This window comes from Micromonospora sp. ATLC16, from assembly GCF_057196645.1.
The window spans coordinates 36,641-60,063 of sequence record NZ_JBXUOW010000036.1 but is presented as its reverse complement, the minus strand read 5'-3'; the positions used below and the strand labels follow the sequence as shown (position 1 = coordinate 60,063).

Sequence of the window (23,423 nt, the reverse complement as noted above, 5' to 3'; positions counted from 1 at the left end):
CGGCCACCTGACCCGAATCCCTGCACCTACCAGCAGAAAGGCCGCTCTTCGAGAGCCCGGAGACCTCGCGCGCCCACAGCGACACGTGGCGATCCCACACCCAAACCTAGCGGACAAAACGGTCAAGCCAAAACGGTCAGGCAGGGAGCCACACCCTCTGACGGATCGAGGTCAGGACGACGTCAGGCCAAAAAGGACATTCGCGGACTACTCCGGGGCCCTGCCATACAGCCGGACCGATCATTGTGCTCGGTTGCTATTCTTCCGGCGATAATGCTGACCACGACGTTGAGCAAGGCGGGCGCGGCCACCAGCCGGGAGGGCTGTCCGGGTGAGGATAAACCAACTGCCGTTGCAGCAGTTCATCGACGACGCTGCCATGCAGCTTCTCGACGTGGAGCGTACTGAATTCGCCGTCTGGCCGTACCGTTGGCGGCAGCAGATCGTCGGTCGGAATCTTTCTCAGCGCACGTTCAATTTCCCCTTCGATCTCGTGGAGCGCGTAGGGGCCGAATGCACGATTGGCTTCGAGTGGTCGATAGAGGCCCGCATCCTGAACCTCTCGCATCCACGCGCTCAGCCTGGCTTCCCACCCTGGAGCCACGACCGTCGCAAGATTATCCCAATAAAGGATCGCCCGCTGTAAAACCGACCGGGGCGCATTCGCAAAAGGATAGTAGAGCATCCCGGCCATATCGACCTCCAAAGCACCGGCTCATCCCAAGCTAACCGACGCAAGCCAACTAGCTTTCGCTAGAAGGTCAAGTCGACTGTCAGGATGGTGACAGCAACGATTTATGTCAGCATCACCGGTTCGGGTCTTTCGACTCACAATGCGACGATGGCTGCTGTTTCGGCTGGTAGTTCGATCCGGTCGCGCTGCACGGTAACGCCGCTGCCCGTGGCCAGCAGCACCCGCCGGGCCACCCCTGGCATCGTTACCCGCTGGGGTTTGCCGGCCAGGTTCGCCGCGACCAGGCAGCCACCCCGCCGCATCACCAGGAACTGGTCGCCGTGGCGTACCTCTACCGCGGACAGGTGTGGATCCGACAGCTCCGGGCGGGACTTGCGGAGCGCGATGAGCCGCCGGTAGAAGTCGTACATCTCGCGGTGTTCGGCTTTGTCCAGCTCGGCCCAGTCGAGCCGGGACCGGAGGAAGGTCTGCGGGTCCTGCGGGTCCGGCACGTCGCCGGGTGGCCAGCCGTGGGCGGCGAACTCCGCGCGACGGCCGGTGACCACGGCGGTGGCCAGTTCCGGCTCCGGGTGCGAGGTGAAGTACTGCCAGGGCGTCGAGGCGGCCCACTCCTCCCCCATGAACAGCATCGGCGTGAACGGCGCGGTCATCAGCAGCACCGCCCCCACCCGCAACATCGCCGGCGACAGCGAGGCCGAGAGGCGGTCGCCAACCGCGCGGTTGCCGATCTGGTCATGGTTCTGCAGGTACGCGACGAAGCGGTGGCCGGGCGTGCGCGGGTCGACCGGGCGGCCGTGTTGGCGGCTGCGGAAGCTAGACCAGGTGCCGGTGTGGAAGAAGCCGCCGGTGAGCACCGCCACCAGGCACTCCATGGTGCCGAAGTCGCCGTAGTAGCCCTGCCGCTCCCCGGTGAGCAGGGTGTGCAGGGCGTGGTGGGCGTCGTCGTTCCACTGGGCGTGCAGGCCGTGGCCGCCGGCCTCCCGGGGAGTGATCAGCCGGGGGTCGTTGAGGTCGGATTCGGCGATCAGGGACAGCGGGCGATTCACATGAACAGAAAGCGATTCGACCTCGACGGCGATCTCTTCCAGCAGATGCACGGCGCGGGTGTCGGGCATGGCGTGTACGGCGTCCAGGCGCAGCCCGTCGACGTGGTAGTCGCGCAGCCACATGAGCACGCTGTCGATGATGAAGCGGCGCACCCCGTCGGAGTGCGGTCCGTCCAGGTTGACGGCGTTGCCCCAGGGGGTGCTGCGCTCGGCGAGGTACGGCGCGAACTTCGGCGCGTAGGCCCCGGAGGGCCCGAAATGGTTGTAGACGACGTCGAGGATCACCCCCAGTCCGCGAGCGTGGGCGGCGTCCACGAACCGTTTCAGGCCGTCCGGCCCGCCGTAGGGTTCGTGCGGGGCGTACCAGCAGACGCCGTCGTAGCCCCAGTTGTGTTCCCCGTTGAAGGCGTTGACCGGCAGCAGCTCGACCAGGTCGACACCCAGGTCGACCAGGTAATCGAGTTTGCCGATCGCCGCGTCGAAGGTGCCTTCCGGGGTGAAGGTGCCGACGTGCAGCTCGTACAGGATGCTGCCGGGCAGCTGCCGGCCGGTCCACCCGTCGTCGGTCCAGCGGAAGGCCGCGTGGTCGTAGATCCGGCTGGGCGCGTGCACCCCGGACGGCTGCCGGGCCGACCGGGGGTCGGGCAGCGGCTGGTCGTCGTCGTCGAGCAGGAACGCGTAGTCGGTGCCGGCGTCCGGCACCTCGACCCGCCACCAGCCGTCCCGGCCGGCGCGCATCTCGTGGTCCGCCGCACCCGGCAGGTGCAGCCGTACCCGTGTCGCCTCGGGCGCCCAGACGGTGAACTCGGTCATGACGCAGCCTCCCGGGTCAGGTGGTAGGCACCAGCAGCGCGACCGGATAGGTGGTCAACAGGTCCGCGAGGCGGACCCGAGAGCCACTGTAGACCCGACCGGTGAACAGGCACGACATCTCTTCAGCGGGTAGTGACAGGGTGCTGTCCCGCCAGCCGCCGGCCGCCGCCAGCCGCAACGGCAGCCGGGTGGCCACGGCGACCGCACCACCCCGGTCGAAGGCGACGGCGTGCCGGGCCGTCGGGCCGTGCACGATGAGCGGCTGGTAGTCGCCGAACAGCTCCGGGTGGTCGCGGCGCGCCCGCAGGGTCCGCGACACCACCAGCAGTTTCGCCGCGCCGGTCTCGTCCACCGGCGGCTGCCAGCCGGCGTCGAGCCGGGCCAGCAGTTCCCGGCGTACGGCGAAGTCGACCGGACGGCGGTTGTCGGGGTCTACCAGGGAGTTGTCCCACAGCTCGGTGCCCTGGTAGGTGTCGGGCACCCCGGGCATGGCCAGTTGCACGAGCTTCTGCCCCAGCGAGTTCGACCAGCCGGGCGGGGTGATCTCGGCGGCGAGGGCGGCCAGCTCCGAGCTGACGGCCGGGTCGTCGTACATGGCGTCGACCAGGGCGTGCATGGCCCGTTCGAAGGCCGGGTCGGGATCCGTCCAACTGGTCGAGGCCGCCGCTTCCCGGGCGGCCTTCTCCGCGTACGCGTGCAGGCGCTCACGCTCGATGGGCCAGGCACCGACGGCGGTCTGCCACAGCAGGTGCGCCAGGGCGGCGTCGGGCAACGGCACCGCGGCGCTCCAACGGGTGACCGCCTCGGCCCAGCGCTGTGGCAGTTCGGCGAGGACGGCGAGGCGGGCGCGGACGTCCTCGCCGCGTTTGGTGTCGTGGGTGGACAGGGTGGTCATGCTCGCCGGCCAGCGCTCGTGGCGGGCGGCGGCGAAGCGGTGGAACCGGCCGGGCAGGGTGCCGAAGTGGGTGGGGCTGCCGCCGACCTCGTTGAGCGCGATGAACCGGCTCCACCGGTAGTAGGCGGTGTCCTCGACGCCCTTTGCCATCACCGCGCCGGTGAACTGCGGGAAGCGGCGGGCCAGTTCGTCGTCGGGGTCGCGGAGTCGGCGGGTGATCTCGTCCAGCGCGCCGGTCAGGTCGGTGCGGCGGCGGCCGGCCTCGGCGCGGGCGTTGGCCAGGTGCCGGGCACCGTCGGGCGGGTAGCCCCGGTACACGGCGAAGGCGGCGGCGAGTTCGGCCAGGGCGGCGCGGGCCGCGTCGGGCTCGACGTCGGGGGCGAGCACGGTCAGCCGGCTCAGCTCGGCGGCCAGCAGCCGGGTGGCGGCACCGAGCTTCGTGTCGTGGGTCAGGTCGGCCCAGGAGGTGGCCCGGCCGGCGAGGCGGGTGTCCAGGGCGGTGAAGTCGGCTTCGGCGTCACCGTCGACGAAGAGCCCGCCGACGGCGCCCAGCGCGTCGTAGCCGGTGGTGCCGTCGACCGGCCAGGCCGGCAGTTCCTCGCCGTACTCCAGGATCTTCTCCACGATCAGCCATGCCTCGGGGGCGGCTTCCCGCAGCCGGGCCAGGTAGCCGGCGGGGTCGCGTAGCCCGTCGGGGTGGTCGACCCGGATGCCGTCGACCTCACCGGCCGCCGCCCAGGCCAGGATCAGCTCGTGGGTGGCGGCGAACACGTCCGGGTCCTCCACCCGCAGCCCGGCCAGGCTGGAGACGGCGAAGAACCGGCGGTACGTCAGCTCGGTGTCCCCGCGTCGCCAGGAGACCAGCTCGTAGTGCTGCCGGTCGTGCACCTCGCGGGCGGTGCCGTCGCCGGTGCCGTCGGCGATCGGAAAGCGGTGCTCGTGGTAGCGCAGTTCCCCGTCGGCGAGCTCGAGGTCGTCCAGCGCGTCGGGGGTGTCGGCGAGCACCGGCAGCAGCAGCCGGCCCCGCTGCCAGTCGATGTCGAACCAGCCGGCGTACGCCGACTCGCGGCCCCGGCGCAGCACGTCCCACCAGGGCGGGTTGGCCATTGGCACGGCCACTCCGGCGTGGTTGGGGACGATGTCCACGACCAGGCCGAGGCCGGCGTCCCGCAGCGCCCGCAGCAGCCGCTGCCGGCCCGCCTCACCGCCGATTTCCGGGTTGACCTGCCGGTGGTCGACGACGTCGTAGCCGTGCGCGCTGCCCGGGGCGGCGGCCAGCAGCGGCGCGCTGTAGAGGTGGGTGACGCCGAGGTCGGCGAGGTAGCCGGCGAGACCGGCGGTGGCGTCCAGGTCGAAGCCGGGGCGTACCTGCACCCGGTAGGTGGCACCGACGGGCTTGGCGGGCATCTCAGGCCACCCTCTCCAGCACCACCAGGGAGCGGTCCGGTACGCAGAGCGTGTCGCCGGCCTCCACGGTGGTGCCCTTGTCATGATCCGGTTCGGCGGTGCTGATCACCAGTTCCCAGCGGTGGCCGAACTCGGCCGGCGGGAGGGTGAAGTCCAGCGGTGCGTCGTGGGCGTTGAAGCAGAGCCAGAACGAGTCGTCGTGGTGGCGTTGGCCGTACTGGCCGCGTTCGCGGATGCCCTCACCGTTGACGAACAGCGCCACCGAGCGACCGAAGTCGTTGCCCCAGTCCTCGCCGGTCATCTCCCGGCCGTCCGGGGTGTACCAGGCCAGGTCGGGCAGCGGCTCGTCGACCTCGCGGCCGCGCACGGTCAGGCCGGTGAAGAAGCGGCGACGCTGGAACACCTGGTGCTGGCGGCGGAACGCCACCAGCCGGCGGGTGAAGTCGAGCAGTCCGGCGTCGACGTTGTCCCAGTCGATCCAGGCCAGTTCGCTGTCCTGGCAGTAGGCGTTGTTGTTGCCCCGCTGGGTGCGGCCCAGTTCGTCGCCGTGGCCGATCATCGGTACGCCCTGCGACAGCAGCAGGGTGGCGATGAAGTTGCGGCGCTGGCGGGCGCGCAGGCCGAGTACGCCCGGGTCGTCGGTGTCGCCCTCGACGCCGCAGTTCCAGGAGCGGTTGTGGCTCTCGCCGTCGCGGTTGTCCTCGCCGTTGGCCTCGTTGTGCTTGTCGTTGTAGGACACCAGGTCGTTCAGGGTGAACCCGTCGTGGCAGGTGACGAAGTTGATGCTGTGGAAGGGACGGCGGCCGTCATCCTGGTAGAGGTCGGCGGAGCCGGAGATGCGGGAGGCGAACTCGGCGAGGGTGGCCGGCTCGCCACGCCAGAAGTCGCGGACCGTGTCCCGATACTTGCCGTTCCACTCGGTCCACTGTGGCGGGAAGTTGCCGACCTGGTAGCCGCCGGGGCCGACGTCCCACGGTTCGGCGATCAGCTTCACCCGGCTGACCACCGGGTCCTGCTGCACCACCTCGAAGAAGGTGGAGAGCCGGTCCACGTCGTAGAACTCGCGGGCCAACGTGGCGGCCAGGTCGAAACGGAAGCCGTCGACGTGCATCTCGGTCACCCAGTACCGCAACGAATCCATGATCAGTTGCAGGGAGTGGGGGCTGCGGACGTTGAGGCTGTTGCCGGTGCCGGTGTAGTCGACGTAGTAGCGCCGGTCTTCTTCGGAGAGCCGGTAGTAGCTGGGGTTGTCGACCCCCTTGAAGCTCAACGTGGGGCCAAGGTGGTTGCCCTCTGCGGTGTGGTTGTAAACCACGTCGAGGATCACCTCGATGCCGGCGGCGTGCAGCGCCTTGACCATGCCCCGGAACTCCTGCACCTGCTGGCCGAGGTGCCCCAGGGCCGAGTAGGCGTGGTGCGGCGCGAAGAAGCCGACGGTGTTGTAACCCCAGTAGTTGCGCAGGCCCAGGTCGGTCAGGCGGTGGTCGTTGACGAACTGGTGCACCGGCATCAGCTCGATGGCGGTGATGCCGAGCCGGGTCAGGTGCTCGATCATCGACGGCGAGGCGATGCCGGCGTACGTGCCGCGCAGCTCCTCGGGGATGCCGGGCAGCCGCATGGTCAGCCCGCGTACGTGGGCCTCGTAGATGACCGAGTGGTGGTACGGGATGCGCGGCGGCGCGTCGTTGCCCCAGTCGAAGTACGGGTTCACCACCACCGACTTCGGCATGTACGGCGCCGAGTCGTCGGTGTTGATCCGCTCCGGGTCGCCGTGGGTGTAGTCGTAGACCGCCGGATCCCACCGCACGTCACCGTCGATGGCCTTGGCGTACGGGTCGATGAGCAGCTTGGCCGGGTTGCAACGCAGCCCGTTGGCCGGATCGTACGGGCCGTGCACGCGGTAGCCGTACCGCTGTCCCGGCCCGATTCCCGGGATGTAGGCGTGCCAGACGTACGCGTCGACCTCCCGCAGTTCGACCCGGCGCTCGTGGCCCAGGTTCCACTCGTCGAAGAGGCAGAGTTCGATCTTCTCCGCGACCTCGGAGAAGATCGCGAAGTTGGTGCCCATCCCGTCGTAGGTGGCCCCGAGGGGGTACCGCTCGCCCGGCCAGACCTGCATTTCGCTCCTTCGGCCCACATGTCATGAGCACGCCCATGAGCGCACCCGCCGGAGCAACCCGGTGATACGCACGGTGGTAATGCCCCGCACCGTCCACCGGCAATCCATCCGATCGGGTGGGATGCAACGGTATCCGCCCGACTAAGCCGGGATGAACCCTGCGGTGTCGTCGGTCACTGTTGCCCTGTTCTAGATGCGGGATCGGCCGTCATGACGTTTCCTTGTCCGCGGGCGCGCAGTGCGCGCGCTTATCAGATCCTCGCACCGCTGGCGCGTTCACGCGTGTCCGGAACCCAACCCTGCCCGCTCGCCGCCACCGATGTCGGCGCGCTCCTCCCTGCACGGACGGAGACTGATGTGACCACCCTGCGGGTCGGCGGACGTACCGCCACCGCTCCGGACCGCGTCCACCGCCCCACGCTCACCTCGCGACCCCAGGTCCCGACGCTGTCGGGCCCGACCGCCGGGTCGCAGACCCGGCGCATCCTGATGCTGTCGTGGGAGTACCCGCCGGTGCTCGTGGGCGGCCTGGGTCGGCACGTGCACGCCCTGTCGGTGGCGCTGGTCGCCGCCGGTCACCACGTCACCGTCGTCACCCGCCACACCGACGACGCACCCCTGGAGGAATACGTCGACGGCGTACGCGTCGTCCGCGCCGCCGAAGACCCCGTCACCTTCCCACTGGCCACCGGATCACTACTGGCCTGGACCATGGCCTTCAACCACACCCTCACCCGCGCCGCCCTCCGCGCCGCCGCCACCGAACACTACGACCTCATCCACGCCCACGACTGGCTCGTCGCCCACACCGCCATCACCCTGCGAGACCACCTCGACCTCCCCCTCGTCACCACCATCCACGCCACCGAAGCCGGCCGACACCAGGGCTGGCTACCCGACGAGATGAACCGCACCATCCACGGCGTCGAACACTGGCTGGGCGGCGAGTCGAACCGGGTGATCGTCTGCTCGGGCTACATGCGCAACGAGGTGACCGGCCTGTTCGGCGTGCCGAACGACCGGGTCGACGTGGTGCCCAACGGGGTCGAGCCGCACCGGTGGCGGGTCTCCGCCGCCGCCGTGGTGAAGGCGCGCGCCCGGTTCGCCGGGAACGGCCCGCTTGTCACGTTCGCCGGCCGGCTGGTGTACGAAAAGGGCGTGCAGCACCTGATCGCCGGGCTGCCCCGGCTGCGCGAGCGGCACCCGGGGCTGCGTGCGGTGATCGTCGGCGACGGCCCGTACCGGGGTGAGCTGGAGGCCGACGTGCACCGGCTCGGCCTCCACGACACGGTCAGCCTGCCCGGTTTCCTCGGTGGCACCGACCTGCCCGCGGTGATGGCCGCCTCGGACTGCTTCGCCGTGCCCAGCATCTACGAGCCGTTCGGGATGGTCGCCCTGGAGGGCGCCGCCGCTGGTGCGCCGCTCGCGGTCGCCCAGACCGGTGGGCTGGCCGAGATCGTCCAGCCGGGCGTCACCGGCGTGACCTTCCGGCCGCACGATCCGGACGCGCTGACCGACGCGGTGCACACCCTGCTCGCTGACACCGAACGCGCCCGGACGCTGGCCCGCCGGGCCCGCGTGATGGTGCACGAGCAGTACGGCTGGGCCGCCATCGCCAGCCGCACCGCCTCGGCGTACGCCTCGGCGATCGCCCAGGCACCGACGTTCACCGCCGAACGCGCGGCGCAGCAGATGGCGCACGGGCGGGCCCTCCCGGCTGTCCCGGAGGGCAACCTGCTCGCCGCCGCCGGCCTGCGCTGACCGCTGCCTCCGTTGACGCGCCTCCGTCGCGCCCGCCCCGGTCCCTGGCCGGGTCGGGGCGGGGCGCTGACCCCCACCGGGGCGCCGCTCGCGTAGGTCAGCCGCGCGTGGTCATCGTCGGGCCAGGCCAGCGGGTCGGCTGACAGAATGTGGACATGGCAGGAATGGACAGTGGCGATGTCGACCTGGCGGTGACCGAGATGGTGAGGGTGCTCACGCCGCACGTGTCCCGGGACTGGCGGGCACACCGGGCGGGGAGCCTGGAGTGGAGTTGCTGGACGACGGCGGTACACGTCGCTCACGACCTGCTGGCGTACGCGGGTCAGGTCGCAGCCCGCCCGGTTGAGGCGTACCTGCCGTTCGACCTGGTCGTCCGGGATGACGCCGCACCGCGCGACGTCCTCGCCGTGGTCACCGCCTGCGGGCGACTGTTGAGCGACGCGGTCGGCGCTGCGGAACCGGCCGCCCGTGGCTGGCACTGGGGGCCGACCGACCCGGGTGGCTTCGCCGCACTCGGGGTCAGCGAGACGCTGGTGCACACCTGGGACATCACCCAGGGGCTCGGGATCGACTGGCGGCCACCGGCGGCACTGTGCGCGACGGTGCTCGCCCGGCTCTTTCCGCAGGCCCCGGCGGGGGATCCGGTCGATGTGCTGCTCTGGTGCACCGGCCGGATCGAGTTGCCCGGCCGTCCCCGGCTGGCGTCCTGGGTGCTGAAGGCCGCCGTCGGCTGACCCGCGACGTCGACGACGACGGTCATCCGGCGCACTGAAGGTGGCACGACGACGGCCGCCGTACCCGTGATCCGGGTGCGGCGGCCGTCGTCGTGCGGGCGGCGTCGGGCTGCCCGTGGTCAGCGCTGCTCGACGGGGAGGTAGTTCCGCTCGGTGGCACCGGCGTAGACCTGCCGTGGCCGGCCGATCTTGGTCTCCGGGTCGTTGATCATCTCGCGCCACTGGGCGATCCAGCCCGGCAGCCGCCCCAGGGCGAACAGCACGGTGAACATCTTCGTCGGGAAGCCCATGGCCTTGTAGATCAGGCCGGTGTAGAAGTCGACGTTCGGGTAGAGCTTGCGCGAGACGAAGAAGTCGTCGGCCAGCGCGATCTCCTCCAGCTGCATCGCGATGTCCAGCAGCGGATCCGGCTTGGCCATCCGGCCGAGCACGTCCTGGGCCGCCTTCTTCACGATCGCGGCCCGCGGGTCGTAGTTCTTGTAGACCCGGTGGCCGAAGCCCATCAGCTTGACGCCGTCCTGGCGGTCCTTCACCTTGCGGACGAACGACTGCACGTCACCGCCGTCGGCCTGGATGCGCTCCAGCATCTCCAGCACCGACTGGTTGGCGCCGCCGTGCAGCGGGCCGAACAGCGCGTTGACGCCGGCCGAGACGGAGGCGAACAGGTTGGCGTTGCTCGAGCCCACCAGCCGCACCGTCGAGGTGGAGCAATTCTGCTCGTGGTCGGCGTGCAGCACGAAGAGCATGTCCAGCACCCGGGCGATCACCGGGTCGACCTCGTACGGCTCCGCCGGCACACCGAACGTCATCCGCAGGAAGTTCTCCACGTAGCCCAGCGAGTTCTCCGGGTACAGCAACGGCTGCCCGATCGCCTTCTTGTACGCGTACGAGGCGATGGTCGGCACCTTCGCCATCAGCCGGACCGTGGACATCTCCACGTGCTCGGCGTCGAACGGGTCGAGGCTGTCCTGGTAGAAGGTGGAGATGGCGCTGACGGCGGAGGAGAGCACCGCCATCGGGTGGGCCTCCCGGGGGAAGCCGTCGAAGAAGCGCCGCATCTCCTCGTGCAGCAACGAGTGCCGACGGATCCGCTCGGTGAACTCGGTCAGCTCCTGAGTGGTCGGCAGCTCACCGTAGATCAGCAGGTAGGAGACCTCCAGGAAGGAGCTCTTCTCGGCCAGCTGATCGATCGGGTAGCCCCGGTAACGCAGGATGCCCGCGTCACCGTCGATGTAGGTGATCGCGGACGAACAGGCGGCGGTGTTGACGAACCCCGGGTCGTACGTCGTCAGCCCGGTTTCCTTCAGCAGCTTGCCCACACCGATCCCGGCGGGGCCCTCGACCGCGGAATGCACCGGCATCGACAGCTGCCCGCCGGGGTGATCGAGCTTGACTTCCGTCATGTGGTTCCTCGCTTCGCCGGCAGATCTACGTTGAATTGCCTTCGCTTCTACCGTAATTGCGGTGGCGGCAACACCGCCGCTCGTGGTTCGGCGGTGAGGCATGCGTCACCCGATTCCCGACCGAAGCGCCGGGAAACCCCGACGACCGGGACGGACAGGCATGAAAGGCACACGTAGCGCGCAAAGAGGCGGGACGAGGAAGGATCGCGGACCGGCGTGCGTGCCGACCTCGGCGGCCCCGACGGACCGGTCAGGAGATCGACAGCTGACGAAGCCGGCCGTCCTGGCCGACCAGGTAGAGGTCGAGGCGGTTGGCGCCGGCCCGGAAGTGCCGGTCGTCGGCGAGCAACGCCGCGAAGCGTCGGCCGCCGGGGTCCGGAGCGACCACCGGGACCACCGCCGCGACGGTGCCGTTGACGGCCACCGCCAGTTCGGTGCCGTCGGGGATGTCGTCGTCGACGGTGCCCCAGATCATGCCGGGCAGCACACCCTCGTCGGGATCGACGGCGCGGAAGGCGTCCAGCCCACCGACCCGGGCGCTGCCGGCGGTCGGCACCGCGCCCACGGCGGTGCCGACCAGCCGATGCGGTGCCGCCGGTGGTGGCGCGGCCGGTACTCCGCCGCTGATCGGCACCGGTTGGGACGGCCGGTCGTAGAAGACCTTGCCCGGGTCGGCGCGGGGCGGCTGCCGGACGGAACGACCGTCGACTCGCCAGGGCAGCCGGATGGCGGCCTCGTCGGCGACCGTCGGCAGCAGATCGACGTGTTGCCAGTTGCGGTCGTCCACCCGCCCGCCGTGCTGGCCGGGTGTCTTGACGAACAGCGGCACCCAGGCCACCTCGTCGGCGGCGGCCCGGATCGCGTCCTCGCCGCGCCCCTGCACACCCTTGGTGAAACTGACCCCGTGGTCGGCGGTGACCACCACGAGCGCCTCGTCCCACAGGCCGCTGACGCGCAGCGTACGCATCGTCTCGCCGATCAGTCGGTCGGTGTAGCCGAGCTGGGCGAGATGCCGGGCGCGGGCCAGGTGCACCCAGCCGTCACCCTCGTTCGGGAAGTCCTCCGGGGCCTCGTACCGCGCCCCGGACGGCAGGAACGCCCACGGCGAGTGCGGCATCAGCAGATGAAGGAAGTGCAGGGTCGGTCGTGCCGACGGGGTCAGGCCGGCGAGGAAGCTGGTGAACCGGGCCGGTTGGTTGGCGTTGAGACTGTCCCAGCGGAACTTCGGGTCGGTCGGCACCGGCTCGGCGGCGTCGATGCCGGCCTCCTCGGCGGTGCGTTCACGGTAGGAGTCCTCCGGGTCGATCCGGCTGTCGTGCGGCGCGGTCACCTGGCGCAGCAGCTGTGCCGTCTCGCGGACCAGCACGCCGATCCCCTGTTCCGGGGTGACCGGCTGCTCGCAGCGGCTCGGTGGGCAGAGCCGGGTGATGCTCTCCTCGGCGCGGATGTCGTACAGCCCGCCGAAGGCGGTGAAGAGGTTGTCCGGGTAGTGCGAGTAGTGCGGGGCGTACGGCTCCGCCGGGTAGCGGCCGGTCAGCATCGCCGGCAGCGCGTACGGGGTCCATCCGCTGACCCCGGTCGCGTTGCGGTACCAGGTCGATGCGGCGGCCAGCTCGGCGAAGTGCGGGAACCGGGTCGCGTCGACGCCACCGGCGGCGTCGAGCAGGGAGACCAGCGGCAGCTCGTCGAGGATCAGCATGATCACCGGCGGGTGCCGGTCGCCGGTCGCCGTGCCCGCCACGCCGCCGTCGCCCAGCGGCAGCACCACCGGCCCGGTCGGCGAGGCGAACAGGAACAGCCCGACGAAGATCGCCGGGCCGACAGCCGCCAGGCGCAGCACCCGGCCGGGGGCCGTCCAGCGGCGGTGGGCGATGGCTGCGGCGGCGCCGACCGTCAGCGCCACCAGCAGCAGCGGTACGCCCCGCAGCGGCGTGGTGTGCCGGCCCACCTGCACCGCCAGCGCGGCGACCAGCAGCCCGAGCAGCAGGCTGTGGGTGACCGTTCGCACCGCGGCTCCGGCCAGGCCGGCGAGCAGGCCCGGCAGCCCGAGCGCCACCGTCGGCAGCACCGCGACCAGGGCCACCAGCAGCAGGATCTCGCCCCGGTCGGCCCGGTGGAACAGGAAGAAGTCCGGACTGCGGCCGAGGATGTCCAGCAACGGCTGAGTGATCACCAGCCCGACCAGCGCGGTGACCTCCAGCAGCCGCCGCCCCTCGGCTCGCCAGCCGCCCGAACCCCACCACCGCCGTACGCGGCGGGCCGGCTCCCCGGTGCCCGGGAGCGCGGATCCGTCAGGCGTCGGATCGCCGTCGGCGGTAGCGCCCGTCCGGGCGGCGCCGCGGCTGCTCGCCTCGGCTCCGGTGCCGGAGCGGTCGGTCACGGAAGCGCCACCCGGTACAGGGTCCGGGTACCCGAGGGCAGCTCCAGCCGGTCCTCGACGGTGCCGTGGCCGGCGAGCAGGGCCTCGAAGGCGTCCCGCCGGTAGTCGGGGAAGATGCCGTCGGGCTTGTTCGCCAGCAGCCGGGCCGCCATCGGGTCGTCCGGGTGGACGAACTCGACCACCAGCCGGCCGCCGGGTGCGGCGAGACCGGCGAGGCAGGCCAGCACCTCCGGAAGCGGCACGTTGCGTCCGATCGCCAGGTGGTGCACCAGGGCCAGGGCGAGCACGGTGTCCGCGTTGGCCCGGCTGGCGAACGAGGCCCGTTCGATGCCGCGCCAGCCACCGCCGGGGGACGGATCGGCCAGATCCATCACCAACGGCAGCACCTGCCGTTCACCCGCGCCCCGCAGGGTGCGGTACAGCCGGTCGACCACCGCCGGGTCCTGCTCCACGGCGACCACGTAGTCGGCATGCCGGGCGGCGAGGCGGGCGTACCGTCCATCGTTGGCGCCCAGGTCGAGCACGAGCCGGCGGCGACCGGCGGCGTCGAGCGCGGCGACGACGAAGCGCTCCTTACCCGCCCGGTCGTCGCCGGAGTAGCCGCAGGTGTGCTGATAGTCGACCCAGTGGGTGGCGGCCGGCTGATGATCCAGGCGGCGGACGAGCTTTTCCAGCCCCCGCACGGTCGCCACGGCCAGCTCACGGGTGTATCCGGCGTCGCGCAACTGGGCGCGTACGTCGGAGGTGCTGGTGGCGGCGCTGCGGCGCTGTACGGAGCCGTGCAGGTGGACGTGGGTGAGCACCCCGGGCAACAGCCGACGGGCACCCCGGAACAGTGGTCCCATCTGCTCCGGCTCGATGCCGTCTACCTGGGCCCGCAGCCACGGCTGGAAGGCCAGCCCCAGGTGGGCGCCGAGCATCAGCGGGTAGAGCAACGTCTGGCAGAACTGTCGGTAGCCGGCCCACGGTTCACCGTCGCGCAGCGGGGTGAAGGACCCGATGTCGATGAAGACCGGCTCGGTGCCGCGCCACTGGAGGTTGTACGCCGAGCCGTCCTTCGTGGTGAAGCCCGCCGGCAGGGCGGCCCGGAGGATCTCCAGGTGCAGCACCGCGGCGTCGCGCAGCATGGCGAACGACCACTCGTACGGGTGTGAGACGAACGGAACGCGCTCGTGCCGAAGCACCGTCGCCCAGCCCGACGACGCCGGACCGGCCGGCAGCTCCCGCAACGGCGACTCCGCCGGCAGTTCCTCGGTGCCGCAGACCTTGCCGGCGGCGAGCAACGGCGGAAAGAAGCTGCTGGCGGCGAGGGCACGCCAGTCCTCGGCGGCGGTCCGGTCGAGCGCGCGCAGCACCTCGTCGCCGGCATGGAACACCCGGTTGGCCGGGTCACGGAACGAGCCGGGCTCCGGCCGAGGGCCGACATGCAGGGGGGTCGGTCGGGTCGACCGGCCAAGGTCCGGGATCACCATCGGGTCGGGGTCAGCCCTGGTCGGTGGGCTGGCGGCGGAACCGGCTGACGAGCCTGCGCCAGTAGAGCTTGGCCGCCACCGCGACCCCGGCGATCCCGCCGACCACCGCCTGCACGATCAGGCTGCCGGATCCCGCGTCCAGGTAGGCCAGGTGGTTCACCGACCGCTCCTTCCCTCTGCCCTCACAAACCGACACCAACCGCTGTAGCTCACATTTCGGATCAAGCGGTCTGGTCGGACTTGTGTCACCGTACGCCGCCATCTGCCCCCTGTCGGGCACAACGGCACACTTCACTGCCGATCAAGAGGTTTTCGCCTGCTTTGATCTTCGACGGCGACGGGTTGCCCGTGTTGTCCATGCCGGCCAGCCGCCGCCTCGCCCTCGATCCTCATGGTTGCCATGGTGGTGCCGGGCGCTTGGGCCCGCTTGTGCGGCTGCTGTGTGCCAGCTGTGCGGGCGAGGTCAGCACGGGGTCACTCGGTCACGCCGACCGGGTCGGTCCGGACGAAGCGCATGGACCAGGTTCTTGACCCGTCGGGTCGTTGCCGCACGTAGAGATGGTCGGCTGCCGGCGTCGGCGCCTCCGGTGGCCGGCGCAGCACCCACAGCCGCGGCGGGGCGCCGTCCGGGCCGGCCGGCAAGGACCGGACCAGGTCGTGGGCCGGACCGCCGACGAAACGTACGGTCACCTCACTCATCACGTTCCGCCTCCAGCCCGCCCGGCCCGTCGGGCGTCCGGCTCGCACGCTAACGCACCAGCCGCCGTCCGAGGCGGGTTTGCCCTGATCGGAGCCGGGGTACCGTGCCGAGGCCACGGCCGCGCGGGTCGTGGCGGGGCACCACGAGAGTAGGAGGCGGTCGATGCGTACGCTGGACGGGCGCTACCGGCTCGAACAGCGCGTCGGCATCGGCGGGATGTCCGAGGTGTGGCGGGCGTACGACGCCGTGCTGGACCGGTCCGTCGCGGTGAAACTGGTGTCGCCCGGGCAGCCGGACGGGACGGCCTCGGTGGAGCGGATCCGTTCCGAAGCCAGGTCCGCGGCCCGACTCGTGCACCCCAACGTAGCCAGCGTGCACGACTTCGGCAGCTGCGACACCGGCATGGGGCACGAGCTGCCGTACATCGTGATGGAGCTGGCCGAGGGGCAGACCCTCGCCGCTCACCTGCGCACCGGGCCGCTGGACTGGCGGATCGCGGTACGCGTCTGCGCGGAGGTGAGCGCCGCGCTGGCCGCCGCACATGCCCACGGCATCGTGCACCGCGACATCAAGCCAGCCAATGTGATGCTCACCCCGTCCGGGGTGAAGGTGCTCGACTTCGGTATCGCCACTCCGGCTGGCGCCCCCGACACCACGCCCGACGACGTCGTGATCGGTACGCCCGCGTATCTGGCGCCGGAGCAGTTGCACCGGGCCCCGGCGACTCCGGCGGCCGACATCTACGCCCTCGGGGTGCTGCTCTACTACAGCCTCGCGGGACGGCTGCCGTACCCGGCGGACAGCGTCAGCCAGTTGCTCGGGCAGGGGCGACACCGGACCCCGCGCCCGTTGCCTGAGCTGTCCGGGCTGCCCGCCGAGGTGGCCGATCTGTGCCGGCGCTGTCTCGCCGACGACCCGACCCGCCGGCCGAGCAGCCTGGTGGCCGCGCTGCTGCTCGCCGAGGCGGTCGACGCCCGGGTGTACGTGCCGATGCACGAGCCACTGATGCCACGGCAGCGGCCAGCGGCGGCGAGCCCGTGGACGGAACAGGCGGCAGCTGAGGTCACCGAGGCCGCTGCCCTGGCCCAGTGGAGTCGGCACGGCGGTTGACTCCCGGTTTCACGCGCCCGGCCCCGGGTAGCCCGGCAGGGAGTGACGGGAGGAACACGATGCCGAGTTCCTGGTTGAACGAGGTTGCCGCCGCGACCGCCGCGGGCGGTCACATCCACACCGACGACGAGGCGCTGTCCACCGCCCTCGCCTCGCCGCTGGCGCCGCACTGCACCGGGCTGACCCCGTCGCAGCTGCTGGCCGCCGCGTTCGCCTCCTGCCTGCATCACGCGGCGGTGGAGGCGGCCGGCGGGATCACCGACGAGGCGCACACCGTGCAGGTACGCGCGGAGGCGAAGCTGGGACGGGACGACGACGGCCGGTACCGGGTCGACGTGCACGCCTCCATCTCGTCGGTCGGCCTGAGTCGACAGCAACTCACCGAACTGGTCGAGCACGCCGACCGACTGTGGCCGTTCTCCAGCGAGGACAGCGGCCGGCACCGGCTCACCGTCAGTCCGGCGGAGAACGGCCGACACTGAACCGCTGGCGACCTGGACCGCTGGGTTCCTGCGGCGTACCGACGCCGGAGGGCATCGTATGGTCCGACGGCCCCACGCGCCGGCTCGATTGGGTCGAGCTCAGCCTCACCCGTTCGGGGGAGGCGCCCAAAGAGGTCGATAGACGGCTACAAGATCCCATTTTCGTCCTGCTTTGGGCGTTTATTTCCGACATTTACTCCTCGACGGATAGGCCGGTCTCGACCGCTATGCGGGCTAGGGCGGAGAATGATCCGGCGGATAGCCGCAAATTGTGACGCATGCCACCAACCGGGCCGGTGGCAGACGGGGATTGGCTTTCTAACCTCGGCGGGTGCATCCCGACGACGACTTCGACCAGAAGCTGACCCCCGGGCGACCGGCGAGCCTTTCGGCCGACGAGACCTCATCCGAAAGGGCGATCAGGCGACATCGCGCCGTGCCGACACCGCGCCGGAGCGTTCGTTCGGTGCTCGCCTCCACCCCGGTCCGGGTGGCCCTGGCCACCGGCGTGACCTGCTGCCTCGGCGCCACCGCCATCGCGGCCACCAGGCACCACGAGGAGGTACCCCCACCCCCGGTGACCGAGGCGCTCACCGACCGCGCGCTAGCCGTCCAGGAGAAGGCGGCCTCCCGATCCTTTGACCGCAGCCCCACGCCCGCCCCGGCCAGCCCCACCGCCTCGCCCAGCGCCAAGCCGTCGCCCACCCCCAAGCCGAAGCCGAAGAAGAGGGCCCCCACCAGGCCGACGCGCCCCCGACCCGTCGCCGGGCTGACCCAGACGCAGATGGACAACGCCAGGGCGATCGTGGACGTCGGCGTCGACATGAACATCCCCCGCCAGGGGCTGGTGATCGCGGTAGCCACCGCGATGCAGGAGAGCACCCTGCTCAACTACGCCAGCGGCGTGCTGCCCGAGTCGCAGAACTACCCGCACCAGGCGGTCGGCTGGGACCACGACTCCGTCGGGTTGTTCCAGCAACGCCCCAGCAGCGGGTGGGGCAGCGTACGGAATCTGATGCGGCCGGCGTACGCGGCCCGCGCGTTCTACGAGGCGCTGCTCCAGGTGCCCGGCTGGCAGCAGATGAGCCTGACCCTGGCCGCCCAGGCCGTGCAGATCTCCGCCTTTCCCTACGCCTACGCCCAGCACGAGGACCGGGCCGCCACCGTGGTGGCGGCACTGACCTGAGCCGGAGGCAGGTCGGGTCAGACCCGCCGGCAACGGCGGGTCAGGCCCGCTTGGGCAGCACGACCACCCGACCGAAGAACTCGTCGATCCGGTGCACCACGTCGTTGAAGTCGTCCAGGTCGATCGGCTTGGTGACGTAGGCGTTGGCTTGGAGCGTGTAGCTGCTGATGATGTCGGTGTCCGCGTTCGAGGTGGTCAGCACGACGATCGGGATCGTCCGCAGGTTCTCGTCACCCTTCACCTCGCCCAGCACCTGACGCCCGTCCATCCGGGGCATGTTGAGGTCGAGCAGGATCACGTCCGGGCGTTGGGCGTCGCCGTGCCGGCCCTCGCGGCGGAGAAACTCCATCGCCTCATGACCGTCGGCGACCACGTCGATCACCTTCTCGACGTCCGAGGTGGCCAGGGCCTCCTCGATCATGAGCACGTCGCCCGGGTCGTCGTCCACCACGAGAATGCGAACCGGAGCGAGGGTGCGTGTGCCCATCTCTACCTGCCTCAGGTCGGCCAGGACGGGAACCTGCCGGCCCCGCGCTGGCGGAAATCTAGCCCATCGCCGGCGGGTCGACGACCGCCGGGTCCGCGAAGTCGCGGCGGACCTCGAGGACCCGACCTGGCCGGCCACGGCACAGATGCTTGCTGCGCGACAAGTATAGGGGCTCCCGGACGGGAGGCGTATCACCAGGCGGTCAGGCAGATTGCCGGACGACAACCGGCAGTACCTCGCGGCCCCGCTGGAGACAGTCCATCGCCCGGGGAAAGTCGTGCAGCGACCGGCCGTAGTGTGCCAGCGACGCGTCCACCGTCGCGGCCGGCACGCTCCGACTGCCCAGGATGGTCACCAGCCACTCGATGAACTCGGTGAACAGCGAGCCGTCGTCGACGTAGAGGGCCGCGGCCAGGAAATCCAGGATGTGTCCGAGGTCGCTCACCGTCGAGTCCAGCTGGGCCGGGGTGTGGTCGCGAATGGCCGGAAACCGCTGCGCCAGGTCGGCCAGGGCGCTGTCGATCAACTCGCCGCGCCGGTTCACCAGGCTGGTGTACTCGTCGTCGGCCAGGTGCGCCAGGTCGACAGACGCCGCCGCACGCAGGGCCCGCTCGTCGCCGAGCAGCTCGGCAGCGGCGGGCGCGTTGCCGGCCCAGGGCACCCCGAGCCGTCGAGCCCACCGGCCGTCCACCCCGAAGCCCCGACCACCGACCAGCACCGGCACGTCCGAGCGCCGACACGCCTCGATCATCCGGTGCGCGTGCGGTAGCCGCATCGGCAACGCGGAGGCCAGTGCCACCGCGTACGCGTCGTACCGGTGCAGGTAGGACACCAGGTGCGCGGCGGGAACGCTGGCGCCCAGGAAGGTGACCTGCCAGCCGCGTAGCCGCAGCACCTCGGCGACCAGTCGCGCCGGCAGCGCGTGCCATTCCCCGTCCATGCAGGCCACCACGATCCGGGGACGGGTCGGGCGCACGTCGGTGTACGCGGCGACCGCCGCCACCACCCGCTCGCTGATGTGCGTCGCCGCATGCTCCTGGGCCACGCTCCACTCGTTGCGCGCCCATCGCTCCCCCACCTCGGCCTGCGCCGGAGCGACCAGATCCAGCAACACGCGTTCGGCCGCCAAGCCGGCGTCGAGCAGCCCGCGCGCCACCTCGACGGCGGCGTACTCGTCGGCCTCGGCGAGACAGTGCAGATAGTCCGGGTAGACAGCTTCTACCGAGGTGTCATCCGTTGCGAGGGTCACCGGGCCGCCGCCCCCACAGGGTCCGGCCCGGCCACGGTGGGCACGGCGTGCAGATGCCGTTGCGGGCGGCCGGCTACGCCGGTGGCGCGCAGCGCGAGCACCGCGATGTCGTCGTGGTCACGCTGGGCCAACCAGTCGTAGGTCACCTGCTCGATCCGCTCGGCCAGCGCCGGCGCCGGCATCCGGTGGCACCCGCTGAGCGCCTGCACGAGACGATCGGCGCCGAACAACTCCTCGCCCCGCCGGCCGCCGCGCGCCTCCGTGACGCCGTCGCTGTAGAGCAGGCAGGTTTCGCCGGGGGCGAGCCGCGTGGAGACCTGACCGATGCGCGGATCCGGCACCACGCCGATGAGCATGCCGTTCAACGGCAACTGCTCCACCTCGCCGGAGGCACGCAGCACCACCGGTGGCAGGTGCCCGCCGCCGGCCAGCGTCAGCCCCACGCCACCGTCGCGGTGCGGACGGACCACGCCCAGCACCATCGTGGCGAACCGACCCTGACCATGCGCCAGGGTCGTCTCCAGCAGCGCGTCGTTGAGCAGCCGCAGCAGCCGGGCCGGCTGCTGCTCGACCCGGTGCAACGCGTGCAGGCACTGCCGCAGCTGCCCGGTGAAGACCGCCGCCTCGACGCCCTTACCGGAAACGTCGCCGAGGAAGAACACCGAGCCGCCGTCGGGCAGCCGATGGGAACCGTAGAAGTCACCGCCGATGCGCAGGCCGGCCTGGGCGGGACGGTACGCCGTACCCCACTCCACGCCCGGCACCGACGACGGCTCGACCGGCAACAGGCTGGCCTGCAACATGTCGGCCACCTCCGCCTGTTCGCGGTAGAGCAGCGCGGTGGTCAACGCCGCGCCGGCCCGGGCGGCGAAGGCCCGGACCAGGTCGAGGTCGTCCTCGCCGTACCAGCCGCCCGTCCCCCGCGCGACGAGCAGCACCCCCGCAGGCGAGTCCCGGCCCGGCAGCGACACCAGACGGGCAGCCACCTCGGTGGCGGATACACCGGGCAGCCAGCCCGCGTCGACGACCTGCTCGACCAGCCAGTCGACGGCATGCGGCTGGTTACCCCGCAGGCTCTCGGCGATAGCCGGCGGCAGCGCCGTCGCGGCGATCACTCCGCGATCGACGGTTGGTGTCTCGTCTGCGGCCTGGCTGGCCCGCCACCAGCGGGCCCGTCCGGACCGGGACGCCAGCACCAGCACCGCCACCTCGGCGAGGGTGGGCACGGCGAGGCGGACCACCGCCGCGGCGGCCCGGTCCGGGTGCAGCGGGTTGCCCAGCTTGTCGCCGACCATGGCGAGGAAGGCCGATCTGGACCGCTCGTCCGCCAGTTCCGCGGAGCGCTGCTCGCTGTCGCTGACATCCTCGACGTACCAGCAGCTACGCCCGGCGGACAGCGGGACTCGACGCACCCGAAGCCGTCGGCCGTGATGACGCAGGTGTGGATCGGGCGCGGCCAGCCGCTCAACCGCCGCGACCGTCCCGCCGACGACCACCTCGGGCAGCAGACGCTGCGCGACCGGGCTGACGTGCCGTACGGTTCCGTCCGGACCGCACACCACCACGCCTTCGCGGAGATGCTCGGCGACCTCGGGCCAGTCGACGGCGAGCTGGCCCTGCGCCCGCTCCAGCGCGGACAGCGCGGCGGCCGACCGGGAGCTGGTCGGACGCCAGGCGGGAACCCCGGCGGCGCTCGGCGTGGAAGACCGTCCGTCGCCGGAGTCGAGGTCCCTGACGTCGGCACCTGTCACCAGCTTGAGCCTCGCTCCTTGTCGAATCCGCAGCCGCTTCGAGCAGCACGTATGGCCACGTCCTGACACCAGCCTACGCGGGTCTGTCGGTGCCGCCACCCGAGCAACCGTCCGCCGGGCACCCACGGCCGCCCGACAGGCGGGCCAGCTAGGTGGTTGTTACGATCCGAGCGCCCCTACCCGCCCGCACCCGCGGAAGGCGTGATTGTTGCTGTCCCACGCTCGCAGACCCGAGACGCCGCCGCTGAGCATGTCCGTCGACCGGTCTGATCCTGACGCGTCCGTGATCACGGTCGTCGGTGATCTCGCCTACACGACAGCCGCGCCGCTGCGGGCCGAGATCGACCGGCTGATGAGCGCCGCCCCCGCCACGCTGGTGCTCGACTTCGGTGGCCTGAAGTTCATCGACAGCACCGGGCTCAGCGTCATCGTGCACGCCTGGCGCGAGTGCCAGCAACGCGGCCTCCGACTGCGGCTGAAGGCAGTCCCCCGGTTCCTCGAGACGATCCTCGACATGACGGGGGTGACCGGCCTGTTGGCCCGCGAGCCGGCCGGCAGCGAGCCGGACGGTCAGTCTCCGGTCACCGCGTAGCGGTCGTCGGGAAAACTTCTCACCCCGCGACTTGCGTCTGGCCGGCGTACTGGGAGCATGTAGGCATGTCGGCACAGCTGTTGGTCATCGAGGTCGACCGGCGCGACGCCGGTCAGGCCGAGTTGCGGTTGACCGGCGACCTTGACTTCGACAGCGCTCCGGAGCTGATCGACGCCGTGGCCACCCTGCGACGCGACGGCTGCCAGCGGTTCGTCATCGACCTCAGCGGTGTGGGGCTGTGCGACTCCTCCGGGTTGAGCGCGTTCGTGGTGGCCCATCGGGGCGGCTCGGTGCCCCTGCGGTTGACCGGCGTCAACCCCACCGTGCGCCAACTGCTCGACCGCACCGGCCTCACCGAGTTGCTGGAGCTTTCCCTGGCCGCCGGGGACGTGCAGGCGGCCGGCTGACCCGTCCAGGCCGCCGAAGACGCCGCCGGACCAGCGCCCGGTCGCGCTTAACCCGCGAGATGTCGGGGTGCCCGCCAGGATGCAGGACCGACCGGCGAGTGAGCGGACCACCGAAGGGGTGGCCCCCGACCCTGGGACCAGGGGTCGGGGGCCGGAGGATGGCTCAGGAGGCCGGGACGGGGTACCGACCCGTACGGTGCGGCTGCATGGTCGGCTCCACGTCCTCCGGTGGACCGGAATCCGGAGCCTTGAACAGATAGCGGACGAACTCCGCACCTGTCCCGTCGTCCTGCTCTCCGGGCCACTGGCCGGCGCAGTCGACGCCGATCACCTCGCGACCACTGCCGTCGGCCTCTTCCAACAGCGCCCACAGGCTCACCGGGTAACAGCGGGTGCGCTCGGGCGCCATCCGCCACCGGGCGTACCAACCGGGTCGAGCGGGGACGATCTCGACTATCCGCTTCATGACGACCTTCCCTTCCGCCGTACCTCGGAAGATCTTCGGTCCACCACGATCGTCGGCCCCGCCCGGGTGACGAGCCCTCACCCCGGCCGGATGAAGCCGCACCACTGGCGGCGACCAGCGCCCGACCCCACGCCGACCTGATCGTTTCGCACCGTGGACGGCCGGGAAGGCCATCGACGAGGCCAGCCAACACCAGCGGAAGCGAGGTGTGCACCATGCGCGGTCCCGCTCCCCCGTCAGCCGGTGTCCCGCAGACCCCTCGGCCCCGT

The 23,423-nt window shown here is 71.1% G+C and carries 20 protein-coding genes; 7 read left to right on the top strand and 13 right to left on the bottom strand.

The features are described from left to right. Positions 1-256: 256 nt before the first annotated feature. The 4 genes from AC2CHE_RS16945 to glgX form a co-directional block, all read right to left on the bottom strand. The gene (locus AC2CHE_RS16945) at positions 257-706 is read right to left on the bottom strand and encodes a hypothetical protein (RefSeq protein ID WP_484505847.1); all 450 of its coding nucleotides are present in this window, start codon (positions 704-706) and stop codon (positions 257-259) included. Between the two features lie 122 nt (positions 707-828). Beyond that, positions 829-2,553, bottom strand: a complete 1,725-nt coding sequence (treZ, locus tag AC2CHE_RS16940; RefSeq protein ID WP_484505846.1) for a malto-oligosyltrehalose trehalohydrolase — start codon at positions 2,551-2,553, stop codon at positions 829-831. A 16-nt stretch (positions 2,554-2,569) separates the two neighbouring features. Continuing rightward, positions 2,570-4,855, bottom strand: coding sequence for a malto-oligosyltrehalose synthase (gene treY, locus AC2CHE_RS16935; protein ID WP_484505845.1), 2,286 nt, complete (start codon positions 4,853-4,855; stop codon positions 2,570-2,572). 1 nt (position 4,856) lies between these two features. Beyond that, on the bottom strand, positions 4,857-6,974 hold the full coding sequence (gene glgX / locus AC2CHE_RS16930; protein ID WP_484505844.1) for a glycogen debranching protein GlgX: 2,118 nt from the start codon (positions 6,972-6,974) through the stop codon (positions 4,857-4,859). Positions 6,975-7,331: 357 nt separating this feature from the next. Between glgX and AC2CHE_RS16925 the strand changes: the two genes are divergently transcribed. Next, entirely contained in the window at positions 7,332-8,735 is a 1,404-nt protein-coding gene (locus AC2CHE_RS16925) for a glycosyltransferase family 4 protein (RefSeq protein ID WP_484505843.1), read from the top strand. A 164-nt stretch (positions 8,736-8,899) separates the two neighbouring features. After that, entirely contained in the window at positions 8,900-9,469 is a 570-nt protein-coding gene (locus tag AC2CHE_RS16920) for a hypothetical protein (RefSeq protein WP_484505850.1), read from the top strand. Between the two features lie 119 nt (positions 9,470-9,588). Here AC2CHE_RS16920 and AC2CHE_RS16915 read toward each other — a convergent pair whose 3' ends face one another. From AC2CHE_RS16915 to AC2CHE_RS16895, 5 genes are all read right to left on the bottom strand, one after another. Then, positions 9,589-10,872: a citrate synthase gene (locus AC2CHE_RS16915; protein ID WP_484505842.1), complete on the bottom strand. Its 1,284-nt coding sequence runs from the start codon at positions 10,870-10,872 to the stop codon at positions 9,589-9,591. 250 nt (positions 10,873-11,122) lie between these two features. Beyond that, positions 11,123-13,252 carry a sulfatase-like hydrolase/transferase gene (locus AC2CHE_RS16910; RefSeq protein WP_484505841.1) on the bottom strand — a complete coding sequence of 710 codons (2,130 nt, stop codon included), beginning with the start codon at positions 13,250-13,252 and terminating at the stop codon, positions 11,123-11,125. Then, positions 13,249-14,724, bottom strand: coding sequence for a class I SAM-dependent methyltransferase (locus AC2CHE_RS16905; protein WP_484505840.1), 1,476 nt, complete (start codon positions 14,722-14,724; stop codon positions 13,249-13,251). Before AC2CHE_RS16905 ends, AC2CHE_RS16910 begins: the two co-directional genes overlap by 4 nt. A gap of 10 nt (positions 14,725-14,734) precedes the next feature. Continuing rightward, positions 14,735-14,884: a hypothetical protein gene (locus AC2CHE_RS16900; protein WP_210825305.1), complete on the bottom strand. Its 150-nt coding sequence runs from the start codon at positions 14,882-14,884 to the stop codon at positions 14,735-14,737. 314 nt (positions 14,885-15,198) lie between these two features. Then, on the bottom strand, positions 15,199-15,423 hold the full coding sequence (locus AC2CHE_RS16895; protein ID WP_484505839.1) for a hypothetical protein: 225 nt from the start codon (positions 15,421-15,423) through the stop codon (positions 15,199-15,201). A 163-nt stretch (positions 15,424-15,586) separates the two neighbouring features. On the opposite strand from AC2CHE_RS16895, the gene AC2CHE_RS16890 reads away from it, so the two are divergent. The 3 genes from AC2CHE_RS16890 to AC2CHE_RS16880 all read left to right on the top strand — a co-directional run bounded on the left by AC2CHE_RS16890 (position 15,587) and on the right by AC2CHE_RS16880 (position 18,202). Then, positions 15,587-16,534, top strand: a complete 948-nt coding sequence (locus AC2CHE_RS16890; protein WP_484505838.1) for a serine/threonine-protein kinase — start codon at positions 15,587-15,589, stop codon at positions 16,532-16,534. Positions 16,535-16,593: 59 nt separating this feature from the next. Beyond that, positions 16,594-17,016, top strand: a complete 423-nt coding sequence (locus AC2CHE_RS16885) for an OsmC family protein (protein WP_484505837.1) — start codon at positions 16,594-16,596, stop codon at positions 17,014-17,016. Between the two features lie 331 nt (positions 17,017-17,347). Then, entirely contained in the window at positions 17,348-18,202 is an 855-nt protein-coding gene (locus AC2CHE_RS16880) for a hypothetical protein (protein WP_484505836.1), read from the top strand. Between the two features lie 40 nt (positions 18,203-18,242). Here AC2CHE_RS16880 and AC2CHE_RS16875 read toward each other — a convergent pair whose 3' ends face one another. The 3 genes from AC2CHE_RS16875 to AC2CHE_RS16865 all read right to left on the bottom strand — a co-directional run bounded on the left by AC2CHE_RS16875 (position 18,243) and on the right by AC2CHE_RS16865 (position 21,689). Next, complete coding sequence (locus AC2CHE_RS16875) at positions 18,243-18,689, bottom strand: response regulator (protein WP_484505835.1); 447 nt, start codon at positions 18,687-18,689, stop codon at positions 18,243-18,245. Positions 18,690-18,891: 202 nt separating this feature from the next. Beyond that, the gene (locus AC2CHE_RS16870) at positions 18,892-19,938 is read right to left on the bottom strand and encodes a cobalamin B12-binding domain-containing protein (RefSeq protein WP_484505834.1); all 1,047 of its coding nucleotides are present in this window, start codon (positions 19,936-19,938) and stop codon (positions 18,892-18,894) included. Then, entirely contained in the window at positions 19,935-21,689 is a 1,755-nt protein-coding gene (locus AC2CHE_RS16865; protein ID WP_484505833.1) for a PP2C family protein-serine/threonine phosphatase, read from the bottom strand. The genes AC2CHE_RS16870 and AC2CHE_RS16865 overlap by 4 nt, the downstream gene beginning before the upstream one ends. Before the next feature lie 250 nt (positions 21,690-21,939). Between AC2CHE_RS16865 and AC2CHE_RS16860 the strand changes: the two genes are divergently transcribed. After that, positions 21,940-22,281, top strand: a complete 342-nt coding sequence (locus tag AC2CHE_RS16860) for an STAS domain-containing protein (RefSeq protein WP_484505849.1) — start codon at positions 21,940-21,942, stop codon at positions 22,279-22,281. A gap of 65 nt (positions 22,282-22,346) precedes the next feature. After that, positions 22,347-22,688, top strand: coding sequence for an STAS domain-containing protein (locus tag AC2CHE_RS16855; RefSeq protein ID WP_484505832.1), 342 nt, complete (start codon positions 22,347-22,349; stop codon positions 22,686-22,688). Between the two features lie 163 nt (positions 22,689-22,851). Here the strand turns inward: AC2CHE_RS16855 and AC2CHE_RS16850 are convergent, their stop codons facing one another. Continuing rightward, entirely contained in the window at positions 22,852-23,154 is a 303-nt protein-coding gene (locus tag AC2CHE_RS16850; RefSeq protein ID WP_484505831.1) for a hypothetical protein, read from the bottom strand. Positions 23,155-23,423 lie beyond the last annotated feature (269 nt).